Genomic DNA, 12,785 nt, shown 5'->3' on the forward strand with positions numbered 1-12,785 from the left:
ATTAAAAGGCGGTGTCTGATCATCGCCTTTTAAGTTTTAAAAGACCGCTTTTATTCTTGAATAATTTTTTAATTCTACTTTTCCTTGAGCATTCGAGTAATCAAGGTTCTCAGCTGTCCTGCCTTGATAGGTTTACGCAGATAAACAAGGCCTTGCGCAGTGATCTCATTAATGACTTCCTCGCTGCTGTCGCCGGTGATGACGATGGCTGGAACAGTGCCAATGACAGATCTCGCCTTTTGAATGAATGAGCATCCATTGTGTGGGCCAGGCATTCTATAATCGACCAGTAGCAATGTGGGTCGATACCCTGACTCTATATGATCCAAAGCTGATTCTGTTGAGATTGCCGACAGGCACTCCAATCCCCAGCCACGCAAAAGCTTTTCCATCGCATCAACTATATCTGGTTCATTGTCGACCAGAAGAATGTTGACGCCTTTGAATATGTCGCTTGTGAAATTGGCTTCAGGATTGGAAAAAACATTCTCTGACGCGGTCTTTGCTTCCTGGCCCAAGGGTAACGACAGGACTACTTCAGTGCCTTGTCCAAAGATGGATTTTACCTCGAGAGTGTGCTCGAGAAGATCCAGTATTCTTTTAACAATAGCAAGACCAAGGCCGAGCCCTTTTTGCCGATTGCGTTCCTGATTTCCAACCTGGAAAAATTCATCAAATATCATTTCCAAGTGCTCTGGCTCTATGCCGACTCCAGTATCGGCAATATGAACGTTAACGGTGTCATCATTCAGGGTGTAGAATACTTTTACTTGACCCTTATTTGTATAGCGGAAAGCATTTACCAGCAGATTAGTTATCACTCGTTCGATCAGAAGGGGGTCGCTGAAGATGAAATGCTTTTCATTTGAGACATTAAATTCCAAGCCTCTTTCCTGAGCATCAATATAGAAAGTTTTTTTCAGGCTGGAGAATATTTCGCTTATATCAAAGTTGATTTTATTTGCGCGGACGGATTCTGAGTCAAGTCGCGATATGTCGAGCAGAACATCCAGAAGATCACTCAGAGAGTTGAGGCCGTGCTTAATATTATCCAAATCCTGCTTCTGTTCAGGTTGCTGGACCTTTCCACTCAATACCTCGGCTAACAAGTTGATAGCATGTAATGGTTGCCGTAAATCGTGACTTGCTGAAGCCAAAAAGCGAGACTTTTCTCTGTTTGCCTTATCGGCTCGCTCTTTTTGCTCCTTCAGATCACTTATCAAATCAGTATTCTCATACTGAAGGCTGAGTGATCGTGTAATAACATGGTGAATGTTTAGGCAAAACACAATGGTTGCTGCCAGATAGGCCGTTGCACCGAATGCCATCCAGCGATAAATCTCTATTTGCTGAAAGGTCATTTCCACAATAAGTGGGAGCATGACGGGAGCTGCAAAGGCTATATAAGCAAGTGGACGTGATGACAGAGATGCCAGACTTCCACCCAGCATACAAACAAAAGTCAATACGATGAATACAATGTTTTTGAAATTTTCAGGATCAAAAAAAATAATTCCAGCTGATCCCCAAATAGAGCCTGCTATAAAAATGCATGCTGTCTGTAGCCGTCCATGTAGAAAAATATCGCCGTTTTGCGACAAGCTTTTATTGAATGATAAATAATGAATCCAGCGTACAAGGGTGAAAAGATAAAGAGTGCCTAACCAGGTGTAGGCAACAGAAGCATGAGGCGTATCGCTCAGCGCGAGAGTAAGAGGAATACCCCCCAATAAATTTCCGATCAGCGTTGCAGGAGTATTGCGTTGTGCAATCAGAATTTTTTCCGCATTGATTCTCTCTAGATATCGGGACCTGATTTTCACAAGAGGAAGTGAATTTAACATTAATCCAATCCAAGCTGCTGAGCTTTTTTTATCGATTCAGAGCGACTGCGTGTGTTCAATATTTGAAATATTGAACTAATATGTGTTTTAACAGTGGCTAAACTAAGGTTGAGTTGCTCTGCAATCGCTTGATTGGATAGCCCTTGTATAATCAGTCGAAGCACTTCCAGCTGACGTTTTGTCATATTATGCTGGTTTGCCCAATCTTCTGAAAATGCTTGCAGTGAAGGTTCAGAACTTTCGAAAGGGTGGTAGACCACTTCACCACGATTGACAGCTTCAATCGTTTCGAGAATTTTCGCGCCTGACGATGATTTTGGGATAAAACTCATTGCTCCCAGTTCCAGTGCACGACGTATGTCATCAGGGTCACGGGAAGCACTTACGATAATAATTGGTACTGGCGAATGGATTTTTGCAAGCGAGTCCAGAAGACTGAAGCCATCCATGATAGGCAGACGCAAATCAATCAAAGCGACATCAAATTCACTGGTTTTTAGTAGCCTTAAAGCATCTCGACCGTTATTAACAGTCTTTATCGATTTGACTAGGTCAGAACCAGTCAGCAAAGAGGTGAGTCCGTCAAGGAACAACTGATGGTCGTCTACAAGCAGTATTTTCATGTAATGAACCTGCACAATAAATATTGAATCTGGCTAAATCACACCTTCCGATACAGTAATGAAGCTTCTGAAGAACGAGTTTTTTCGCGTACTGCTGCCATATATGGGTGGGCAAAAGCAGTCATCAAAACTCAGAACATCAGGAAGATTGGTATTTTGGATATTTTGGAAAGCGTAATTGAAATACGCATGTTCTACCTCCCTGTGATTCATGCCGGCTTTAGCCGTGGCAGGTTCGACCGTAAAGTCTATTTGGCCGATGAAGGAAAAGGGCCGGACAGAATCCGGCCCAAAGCATTATAGCGCCTCGATCTTGGCGTACTGTTCCTTGAGCTTGTCGAACGCTTCCTGAGCGTCGGCGATTTTCTCTTTCTCCTTGGCGACCACGGCTTCCGGAGCGTTGGCAACGAACTTCTCGTTGGACAGTTTGCCTTCGACACGCTTGATTTCGCCGGTCAGTCGATCCAGCTCCTTCTGCAGACGCGCCAGTTCGGCGTCCTTGTCGATCAGGCCTGCCATCGGCACCAGCACTTCCATCTTGCCGACCAGTTTGGTGACGGACATGGGGGCTTCCTCGTCCGCTTCCAGCCACTTGATTTCGCTCAGCTTGGCCAGCTTGGTCAGGGCAACATAGTTTTCCTGCACACGGCGGAAATCTTCATCGCTGCCGTTGTGCATCAGCACTTCCAGCTCCTTGCCCGGACCGATGTTCATCTCGCCGCGGATGTTGCGTACGCTGACGATGACCTCCTTGAGCCACTCGATATCGGCTTCAGCGGCTTCGTCGATCAGCTCAGCGACCGGCTGCGGGTAGGTCTGCAGCATGATGGTGTCGCCTTCCTTGCCGGCCAGTCCCTTGATCTGCTGCCAGATCTCTTCGGTGATGAACGGCATCAGCGGGTGGGCAAGGCGCATGATTGCTTCCAGCACGCGTACCAGGGTGCCACGGGTACCACGACGCAGGGCAGCCAGGCGCTCCTTCTCTTCGTCGGTTTCGCCTTCGGATTCGTCCCAAAGTACCGGTTTGGACAGCTCCAGATACCAGTCGCAGTACTGGTTCCAGATGAAGTCGTACAGGGTCTGGGCGGCCAGGTCGAAGCGGTACTCGTCCAGATGCTTGATGACAGTCTGTTCGGTGCGCTGCAGGCTGCTGATGATCCAGCGATCGGCCAGGGTCAGGAGCACTTCCTCGTTCTTCTGGGCGCAATCCTGACCTTCGGTGTTGCTCAACACGTAACGGGCCGCGTTCCAGATCTTGTTACAGAAGTTGCGGTAACCTTCCAGTCGCTTCATGTCCCAGTTGATGTCGCGGCCGGTGGAGGCCAGCGCGGTCAGGGTAAAGCGCAGGGCGTCGGTGCCGTGGGCGGCAATGCCTTCCGGGAACTGCTTCTCGGTGCGCTTGCCGATCTTCTCGGCCAACTGCGGCTGCATCATGTTGCCGGTCCGCTTCTCCAGCAGGTCTTCCAGGCTGATGCCGTCGATCATGTCCAGCGGGTCCAGTACGTTGCCCTTGGACTTGGACATCTTGTCGCCGTTCTCATCGCGGATCAGACCGGTGACATAGACATTCTTGAACGGTACCTGCGGCTTGCCGTCTTCGTCCTTCATGAAGTGCATGGTCATCATGATCATGCGCGCCACCCAGAAGAAGATGATGTCGAAGCCGGTGACCAGGGTATCGGTCGGGTGGAAGGTCTTCAGACGTTCGGTGTTTTCAGGCCAGCCCAGAGTACCGAAGGTCCACAGCGCGGAGCTGAACCAGGTATCCAGTACGTCATCGTCCTGACGCAGTTCGAGTTCCGGGTCCAGGTTGTACTTCTGGCGAGCAGCATCCTTGTCGGCCGCGACGTAAACGTTGCCTTCGTTGTCATAGAACGCCGGGATGCGGTGACCCCACCACAGCTGACGAGAGATACACCAGTCCTGAATGTCACGCATCCAGGCGAAGTACATGTTTTCGTACTGCTTGGGCACGAACTTGATGTCGCCGTTCTCGACCGCTTCGATGGCCGGCTTGGCCAGGGTCTTGGCATCGCAGAACCACTGGTCGGTCAGCATCGGCTCGATCACCACGCCGCCACGGTCGCCGTAGGGGATGGTCATGTTGTTTTCTTCGATCTTGACCAGCAGGCCGGCTTCTTCCATATCCGCCACGATCTGTCGACGGGCTTCGAAGCGCTCCAGACCACGGTATTTTTCCGGCAGGCTTGGGTCAATTTCGGTGTTGACGCTGCCATCGGTGTTGAACACCTGGGCTTCCTGACGGATATGGGCATCCAGCGTCAGCACGTTGATCATCGGCAGGCCACAACGCTTGCCGACTTCGTTGTCGTTGAAGTCGTGCGCCGGGGTGATTTTTACGCAGCCGGTGCCTTTCTCCATGTCGGCGTGCTCGTCGGCCACGATCGGGATGCGACGGCCGACCAGCGGCAGCTCGACAAACTTGCCGATCAGGCTCTGGTAGCGTTCGTCTTCCGGGTTCACCGCTACACCGGTGTCGCCGAGCAGGGTTTCCGGACGGGTGGTACCGACGACGATGTGGTCTTCACCGGCTGCGGTTTTCATGCCATCCGCCAGCGGGTAGCGCAGATACCACATTTTGCCTTTGACTTCGCGGTTCTCCACCTCCAGGTCAGAGATGGCGGTGTGCAGTTTCGGGTCCCAGTTGACCAGACGCTTGCCACGGTAGATCAGCTTGTCATCGTACAGGCGGATGAACACTTCCTGCACGGCGCGGTAGAAACCGGAGTCCATGGTGAAGCGCTCGGTGGGCCAGTCTACGGAGTTGCCCAGACGGCGCATCTGTCGGGTGATGGTGCCGCCGGATTCTTCCTTCCACTCCCAGATCTTTTCGATGAAGGCATCGCGGCCCAGGTCGTGGCGGGTCAGGTTCTCTTCCGCCGCCAGCTTGCGTTCAACGACCATCTGCGTGGCGATGCCGGCGTGGTCGGTGCCCACTTGCCACAGGGTGTTGCGGCCCTGCATGCGGCGGTAGCGGGTCAGCGCGTCCATGATGGTGTGCTGGAAGGCGTGGCCCATGTGCAGGCTACCGGTTACGTTGGGCGGCGGAATCATGATGCAGTAGGCGTCGCCTTCACCGGAGGGAGCAAAGTAACCTTTCTCTTCCCAGGTCTGGTACCAGGATTTCTCGATCTCGTGTGGCTGGTAGGTCTTGTCCATTAGGGTCCGTATCTCTGATCTTGTGGCCGCTCGGATGGTTGCCGAATGCGCGCTTGGCGTGCGATGAGCACGGGGCGTCGGCAGCCCGGTCGAAACCGGACATTATACAGGCTGGTAGAGGGTGATTACAGGGTTGTAACCCGGCTTGCAGTGGGCACGATGGACCGCGACAATGAATCCAGACTCTAGCGTGGAAGGATCGACCTTGATCAATGAGACAGCGCCCGCAATTGATAGCGGAGCAGTGACCCGGCTGCTGGGGGCCTGGACATTGGCGCAGCATCACCAACTCAAGCGACTGGTGGCCGATACGCCGGTGCCGGAAGGGCAGGTATGTCTTAAGGATATCGCGTCGCTGGACACCGCCGGCGCGACCCTGCTGGTGCAATGGCTGGGCATTGAGCGGCTGGAAGCCATCATCAGCAGTGAAACAGACCTGCAGCCCGAGCGTCGCGCCCTGTTGGAAACGTTGTTGCGCGCCATTCGCCGTGAGCCGCCACCGGTACAGCCTCAACCCCCGGCACTGGTGCAGGCCTTGACTCTGCTGGGACAGCACAGCGAACAACTGGCACGTCATCTGTGGCAGCTCAGCGGCTTTGTCGGCCTGGTTTTGCAAAGTCTGCTGGGCGTTCTGGTTCGCCCTTCGCGCTGGCGCGTCACGGCGCTGGTGAACCAGATTCATCAAACCGGGTTGAATGCGGTGCCCATCGTGGCGCTGTTGACGTTCCTGGTGGGGGCGGTGGTGGCCTTTCTGGGGGCGACTGTGCTGGGCGAGTTCGGTGCCGAGATCTACACGGTCAATCTGGTGGCCTACTCTTTCCTGCGCGAGTTTGGCGTGATTCTGGCGTCCATTCTGTTGGCGGGGCGAACGGCCAGTGCCTTTACGGCACAGATCGGTTCGATGAAAGCCAACGAGGAACTGGATGCCTTGCGAACGCTGGGGCTGAATCCCATTGAGTTACTGGTGATTCCTCGGGTACTGGCGCTGTTGATTACCCTGCCGCTGCTGACGTTTGTCGCGGTGATGTCCGGCCTGTTCGGCGGTGCGCTGGTGTCACTGGTGGCCCTGGATATTCCGCTGGGTCAGTATCTGGGTATTCTGGCCGATGTGCCGCTCAAGCATTATCTGGTCGGGCTGGCGAAAGCGCCTGTGTTTGCCTTTGTGGTCGCGGTGATCGGGTGCATGGAAGGATTCAAGGTCAGCGGCAGTGCTGAGTCGGTGGGGCGTCATACCACCTCGAGTGTGGTGCAATCGATCTTTATGGTGATCCTGCTGGATGCAGTGGCGGCGATGTTCTTTATGGAGATGGGCTGGTGAGCGCAGAGGTGATCATCGAGGTGCGAGGGCTCTGCAACCGGTTTGGTCGCAACTCGGTGCATGAGAATCTGGACCTGGATCTGTATCGCGGCGAGATTCTCGGTGTGGTCGGAGGTTCGGGTACCGGGAAATCCGTATTGCTCCGATCCATTGTCGGCTTGAACCGGCCGAGTGAGGGAGAGGTCAGGCTCTTTGGCCAGAATCTGCTGTCGCTGCCGGTGAGTGAGCGCTCGCGTCTCGAGCAGCGATTGGGAGTGCTGTTTCAGGGAGGCGCTTTGTTCAGTTCGCTGACGGTACGTGAAAACGTGGCGCTGCCGCTGATCGAACATGCGGGGCTGTCACGCAGTGATGCCGAGGCACTGGCCGAGGTGAAGCTGGCGCTGTCCGGCCTTGCCCCTCACGCAGGTGACCTTTATCCCGCTTCCCTGTCCGGTGGCATGGTCAAGCGTGCCTCGCTGGCACGGGCGCTGGCGCTGGACCCGGATGTGCTCTTTCTGGATGAGCCGACCGCCGGGCTGGACCCCATCGGTGCGGCTGACTTCGATCAGCTGCTGCTGACATTGCGCAACGCGCTGGGGCTTACCGTGTTTATGGTCACCCATGATCTGGACTCACTGTGGACCGCCTGTGATCGCATAGCGGTGCTGTCACAGAAGCGGGTTCTGGTGGCAGATGCACCGGAACGGGTGGCGAACTACGACGATCAGTGGATACAGAACTATTTCAATGGCCCGCGCGGCCGTGCTGCCTATCGGGCGGCCCAAGGGAGTTGATATGGAAACACGTGCACATCATGTGATCATTGGTCTGTTTACGCTGCTCAGCCTGTTATTGGCACTGGGATTCGGAGTCTGGTTGGTAAAATCGGGCAAGCAGCAGGAAACGGCACGTTATCGCGTTGTCTTCGAGGAAGCGGTCACCGGTCTGAGCGTGGGGAGCCTGGTGCAGTACAACGGCCTGAGAGTCGGTGAAGTACGCCGGTTGCAGCTGGACCCTGCCGATCCGCGACGGGTGCTGGCTGATATGGAAGTCAGCGCTACCACGCCAATCAATCAGGGAACCCGTGCGAGACTGGCCATTGCCAATATCACCGGGGCCGCCAATATTCTGCTCAGTACCGACAATCCAAATGCATTACCGCTTGCGCAACAGGAGGATTCGCCGCCGGTGATTGTGGCCGAGCCCTCTGCAATCGGGTCTTTGCTGGGTAACAGCGAGACACTGTTTGCCAACGTAAATGAGCTGGTGGAGCAGGGGGCCCAGCTGTTGTCGGCCGAGAATATTGACAGCATCGGTCGTATTATTCGCAATCTGGAACGCGTTTCCGATGAGCTGGTGGAATCGCGCGCAGGCCTTGGCGAGACATTGAATGAACTGACGCAGGCCGCGCGGGATGCGCAGATCGTAATGCGTGATGCCAGTGAGCTGCTGGCTCATGCCGATCGCATGCTGGCAGACCGCGGCGAGCCGATGCTGGCAGAGGGGCAGAAGGCGATGCAGTCGATGGCCCAGATCAGTCAACAGCTGGAGCGCCTGCTGAGCCAAAATTCCGGTGCCCTGAGTAATGGCTTGCAGGGCATGGCCGAAATTGGCCCCGTGATGCAGGAGTTGCAACGCAGTCTGGGTACCCTGAACCGTATTCTGGCGCGGCTGGAGGAAGATCCCGCCGGTTACCTGACCGGCAAGGCTCCGGCCAATGAATTTACCCCTTGAGAGGTTGGGCATGTTGCGAAACACAGCAAAGGCTTCATTGATCGCAGGACTGACCCTGGTGCTTGGGGCCTGCAGCCTGTTGCCGGCGGCTAAACCGGTACAAAGCTGGACACTGGTACCGGAAGCCAAGGTGATCAGTGACAGCGGTTCTGAAGACGCGTTCAGTGACCTGCGAATTTTGAGGCCGCAGACGCAGGATCTGCTCAGTGGCAGTTACATGCTGGTCGTCCCCGAGGGGCAGCCGGTCAGTGTTTACCAGGGGGCTCGTTGGGGCGCTTCGATTCCCACGCTCTGGCGTGATTACCTGGTCGGTTCGCTGCAGCAGGATAGCCGTTTTTCTCACATCAGCGGTGACGAGGTCAGAGTTGCGGCACGTTATGAACTGGTCAGTCGTCTGGATGCTTTCCAAAGCGAATACCGTAATGGACAGCCGGTCGCGGTGATCCGAGGCTATCTGCAGCTGGTAGAAGTCAACAGTCGACGGATTTTGGCCGAACGACCGCTGGCAGTCACGCAGCCGGCCCAGGGCAAGGATGTGGCTGCAGTGGTGGATGCGTTTTCAGTGTTGATGGCGGCGACTGCTGCAGACGTCAGCCAGTGGCTGCTTGAAGTGCCCCGGTGAGGATCGGCGTCTTCGGGTTGCGGGAACCTTTCGTTGGACCTCCGGCCCAACTAATCAGTCCGGGATGCAAAACAAGAGAATGGTGCCTTGATGAGCTACAACAAATTGACCCCTGAAGAAGCGTACGTGATCCTGAACAAGGGTACCGAACGCCCCTTTACCGGTGAGTACAACGAGCATTTTGCGGCCGGTGTTTATACCTGCAAGCAGTGTGATGCACCGCTCTACCGCTCGGAAGACAAGTTCCCGTCGCACTGCGGCTGGCCCAGTTTCGACGACGAAATTGAAGGCGCTATTCGCAGAGAAGTGGATGCGGATGGTCGGCGAATCGAGATTCTGTGTGCCAATTGTGGTGGTCATCTGGGGCACGTGTTTGAAGGCGAGATGCTGACGCGCAAGAACGTGCGCCATTGTGTAAATTCCCTGTCGATGAACTTTGTCAGTGCCGAAGAGCTGGCTCGCCAGCAGGGGAGTGCCCTGAAAACGGCTTATTTTGCCGGTGGCTGCTTTTGGGGGGTCGAACATCTGCTGCAGCAGCAACCGGGGGTGGTGTCCGTGGTCTCCGGTTACATGGGGGGACATGTGGATAACCCCAGTTATGAACAGGTCTGTAGCAAGCAGACCGGTCATCTGGAAACCGTCGAAGTCCTCTATGATCCGGCAGTGGTCAGCTTTGAAACACTGGCCAAGTTGTTCTTCGAGATCCACGATCCGACACAAGAGGATGGCCAGGGGCCGGATATCGGCCCGCAATATGCCTCGGCCATCTTCGTACACGACGAAGAGGAGCGCGGCGTCAGCGAATGCCTGATTGCCGAGCTGGAGAACAAGGGACTGAACGTGGTCACACGGGTGCTGCCGATGGCGCCATTCTGGCGCGCCGAGGAGTTTCACCAGGACTACTATGTGCGCACTGGGAAAGTGCCGTACTGCCACCGTTACCAGAAACGGTTTTAATAATCGCCATTTGCAGCTGAAGTCAAGGGCTGGTCTGTGATAGCAGGCCGGCCCTTTTCTTTTGTGTAAAACCTGTAGGGCTATCCTGCTCTCTGGAACTGTTTCGTGTCGATGCTGCTTTTAATGCTGAGCGGCCAAGTGGCTGCTTTGCGCACGTTGTGGATGAATATAGCGGGCATGGCCATCTTTAGTTTTCGACCCTGCGCGGTCACTCTTACAACTTATGGTTTGATGTCTGAATACATATGTAGACTGCCAAGCAGCTTGGGTGATTGCCTTTAGCATGCAGCTTCATCAGAGAAGCCTAATGTTTTACATGGCATTAAGCGGGTGTTAGGATTCGCACCATCATGAAATAAATAGCACATACATCATCTGGGACCGACCTCATACGTCTAACGATTTGAGACTTTCAAGTCGAGGTCTCGCTCGTCCCGAATATTCCATAAGAATTTATTTATTCGAAGCACCATGCTTTGAAGGGATTAATGTTATGTATGAAATGCTATTTGATTTCTCTAGATGTGAATACTAAACACCTTGTTCACGCAGCTTCGGTATTCGAGACACCGGCGGTAGATTTCCGATACTGCCATGAGGGCGCTGTTTATTGTAGTGGTTGATCCAGTCTGTCAGCGCCCAGGCCCTTGATATGTCGTTTGCGTAGGGCACTGCATATGCCCACTCCCTGATCATTGTTTGTATAAATCGCTCCGCCTTGCCGTTCGTTCTGGGCGTGTATGGGCGCGTGTATACATGCTTGATCCCTTCCCGTTGTAAAACTGCATTGAACCGACGGGAACGATAGGCTGGACCGTTATCGGTCATCAGGCGTTTCACCTCTACACCTATTCCGCGGTAGGCCGCTAGAGCGTTTTCCAAAAAGCGCGTTGTGGTGCCTTGCTGCTCATCTGGTAGTACCCGGGCAAACGCCCAGCGGCTGTGATCATCAATACAGATATGAACGCACTCATAACCCGCACCTCGGGTATTCTGGCGACGGTTGTTTGTCACGCGGTGGCCGGGCCTGTCGAAGCGAGGCAGCTTCTTGATATCCATATGCAGCATGTCACCCGGCGCGGGGTGTTCGTAGCGCTGCGCAGGTTGCACCGGCTCCAGGTGTGAGGCTCGATTGAGCTTAAGTCGGCGCAGTACAGCTGTCACTGTGGAGTAAGCCAGACTCAGTGCCTGTGCGATCTGCTTGGCAGTCCACTTGAGTGTCAGGCGCATCTTCTGAATCAGCTCAACCCACTGTTTCGGCATCTGCCTCGGTGAGGCGTGGGGACGGCTGGATGCTGACTCAAGACCAGCCTCACCTGCCTCTCGATAACGAGCAATCCACTTGTACACAGTGTGCGTGCTGATACCAAAAGTGCTGGCAATGTCTCGCACCGGCTGCCGCTTACGGAGGGCTCGATCAACGATCAGGGCTCGAATATGAGGCGTAGTTCGGGCATTCTTGTGAGGGTTGTTCATGTCGGTTGTTCTGTGCTGTTTGTTTGGCGATAACCAGCATCTCGAACTTAACCGGCGTGAACAACCTCCTTAGCACCCACATCTAGAAAGCCGGCTCCTTTCTCTCGCTATACGGCCAAAGAGCTCTGGACTCGTCCTCACCTCGCTCAGCAGATGCTGAATTATCACCTCAATCAAGAAACGGATCTCGCCTCTCGTAAGATTGAGACCATCGATCTTGTAGTCCAATGGATTAATTCCGAGATTAATTTCGCGGGGAAAAGGGTTTGCGATCTGGGTTGTGGCCCAGGACTCTATACGGAACGATTCGCAAAAGCCGGAGCATCAGTAACAGGCGTCGATTTCTCGGCAAACAGCATCAACTACGCCAAGAAACACTCAGGAAGCAAAGTAACATACCTGCACGCTGATTACCTTGAGGGAAAACTACCCACAGGATTCGATGTGGTGACTCTCATATACTGTGATCTATGCGCACTATCTCCCACGCAGAGGCAGCTTTTACTTCATCGAATGAAAGGCATGCTCAACACAGGGGGGCGCATTGTGTTTGATGTTATGTCTGACAGCGCCATAGCAAACAGGAAGGAAAACTCGGTCATTGAGCAAAACTTTATGGGTGGGTTTTGGAGTTCAAGCAGCTACATTGGTCTACAAAAAACGTTCATCTATCCCAAAGAATTATTAGTATTGGATCGATTTATGATCGTAGAACCCCGCGAGACATGGGAAATCTTTAATTGGTTCCAGCATTTCTCATTAGAGAATATCAGGTGCGAGCTTGAGCATGCGGGGTTCCAAGTCGATCTTGCCTCCGGAGGGCTGACAGGCCAAAGCTTAACAGGTGACAGCGACCAAATCGGAATAATCGCAAGCCTGAAATAAGTACGCATTGGCGGCGTCTTGAATTAGGCGTCGCTAATTCAGTTCCGCATAATTGAAAAGCACTTGTTTACCAGTTTTGGTGTGGTCAGATACCAGATTTCGGTTGAGAACCCATGGCAGCTAAGTGCCAGTTGCCCCGTGTAAGACTGTCAGTGGAATGTCCGCTC

At 53.9% G+C, this 12,785-nt stretch carries 10 protein-coding genes; 6 read left to right on the plus strand and 4 right to left on the minus strand.

The features are described from left to right. Positions 1 to 74 precede the first annotated feature (74 nt). The 3 genes from LN244_RS03240 to LN244_RS03250 all read right to left on the minus strand — a co-directional run bounded on the left by LN244_RS03240 (position 75) and on the right by LN244_RS03250 (position 5,647). A complete protein-coding gene (locus tag LN244_RS03240) occupies positions 75 to 1,844 on the minus strand; it encodes an ATP-binding response regulator (RefSeq protein WP_239041419.1) in 1,770 nt (589 codons plus the stop codon). Beyond that, positions 1,844 to 2,467, minus strand: a complete 624-nt coding sequence (locus LN244_RS03245) for a response regulator transcription factor (protein ID WP_239041420.1) — start codon at positions 2,465 to 2,467, stop codon at positions 1,844 to 1,846. The genes LN244_RS03240 and LN244_RS03245 overlap by 1 nt, the downstream gene beginning before the upstream one ends. Positions 2,468 to 2,764: 297 nt before the next feature. Then, positions 2,765 to 5,647, minus strand: coding sequence for a valine--tRNA ligase (locus tag LN244_RS03250; protein ID WP_239041421.1), 2,883 nt, complete (start codon positions 5,645 to 5,647; stop codon positions 2,765 to 2,767). Positions 5,648 to 5,852: 205 nt separating this feature from the next. Between LN244_RS03250 and LN244_RS03255 the strand changes: the two genes are divergently transcribed. From LN244_RS03255 to LN244_RS03275, 5 genes are all read left to right on the plus strand, one after another. Continuing rightward, a complete protein-coding gene (locus LN244_RS03255; RefSeq protein WP_239041422.1) occupies positions 5,853 to 6,965 on the plus strand; it encodes an MlaE family ABC transporter permease in 1,113 nt (370 codons plus the stop codon). Then, positions 6,962 to 7,738, plus strand: a complete 777-nt coding sequence (locus tag LN244_RS03260) for an ABC transporter ATP-binding protein (protein WP_239041423.1) — start codon at positions 6,962 to 6,964, stop codon at positions 7,736 to 7,738. Before LN244_RS03255 ends, LN244_RS03260 begins: the two co-directional genes overlap by 4 nt. A gap of 1 nt (position 7,739) precedes the next feature. Continuing rightward, entirely contained in the window at positions 7,740 to 8,678 is a 939-nt protein-coding gene (locus LN244_RS03265; RefSeq protein ID WP_239041424.1) for an MlaD family protein, read from the plus strand. Positions 8,679 to 8,688: 10 nt separating this feature from the next. Then, the gene (locus tag LN244_RS03270; RefSeq protein WP_239041425.1) at positions 8,689 to 9,300 is read left to right on the plus strand and encodes an ABC-type transport auxiliary lipoprotein family protein; all 612 of its coding nucleotides are present in this window, start codon (positions 8,689 to 8,691) and stop codon (positions 9,298 to 9,300) included. A gap of 90 nt (positions 9,301 to 9,390) precedes the next feature. After that, positions 9,391 to 10,257, plus strand: coding sequence for a bifunctional methionine sulfoxide reductase B/A protein (locus LN244_RS03275; protein ID WP_239041426.1), 867 nt, complete (start codon positions 9,391 to 9,393; stop codon positions 10,255 to 10,257). A gap of 531 nt (positions 10,258 to 10,788) precedes the next feature. On the opposite strand, the gene LN244_RS03280 is transcribed toward LN244_RS03275, so the two are convergent. Then, positions 10,789 to 11,733: an IS481 family transposase gene (locus LN244_RS03280; protein ID WP_239040410.1), complete on the minus strand. Its 945-nt coding sequence runs from the start codon at positions 11,731 to 11,733 to the stop codon at positions 10,789 to 10,791. 153 nt (positions 11,734 to 11,886) lie between these two features. Between LN244_RS03280 and LN244_RS03285 the strand changes: the two genes are divergently transcribed. Next, on the plus strand, positions 11,887 to 12,618 hold the full coding sequence (locus LN244_RS03285; protein WP_239041427.1) for a class I SAM-dependent methyltransferase: 732 nt from the start codon (positions 11,887 to 11,889) through the stop codon (positions 12,616 to 12,618). Positions 12,619 to 12,785 lie beyond the last annotated feature (167 nt).

Source organism: Marinobacterium sediminicola (genome assembly GCF_022343685.1).
Lineage (GTDB): Bacteria > Pseudomonadota > Gammaproteobacteria > Pseudomonadales > Balneatricaceae > Marinobacterium > Marinobacterium sediminicola.

Bases quoted from the DNA above. Each gene is read 5' to 3' on its own strand.
- LN244_RS03240 (WP_239041419.1), bottom strand. From the start codon at position 1,844: ATGTTAAATTCACTTCCTCTTGTGAAAATCAGGTCCCGATATCTAGAG.
- LN244_RS03245 (WP_239041420.1), bottom strand. From the start codon at position 2,467: ATGAAAATACTGCTTGTAGACGACCATCAGTTGTTCCTTGACGGACTC.
- LN244_RS03250 (WP_239041421.1), bottom strand. From the start codon at position 5,647: ATGGACAAGACCTACCAGCCACACGAGATCGAGAAATCCTGGTACCAG.
- LN244_RS03265 (WP_239041424.1), top strand. From the start codon at position 7,740: ATGGAAACACGTGCACATCATGTGATCATTGGTCTGTTTACGCTGCTC.
- LN244_RS03270 (WP_239041425.1), top strand. From the start codon at position 8,689: ATGTTGCGAAACACAGCAAAGGCTTCATTGATCGCAGGACTGACCCTG.
- LN244_RS03275 (WP_239041426.1), top strand. From the start codon at position 9,391: ATGAGCTACAACAAATTGACCCCTGAAGAAGCGTACGTGATCCTGAAC.
- LN244_RS03280 (WP_239040410.1), bottom strand. From the start codon at position 11,733: ATGAACAACCCTCACAAGAATGCCCGAACTACGCCTCATATTCGAGCC.
- LN244_RS03285 (WP_239041427.1), top strand. From the start codon at position 11,887: ATGCTGAATTATCACCTCAATCAAGAAACGGATCTCGCCTCTCGTAAG.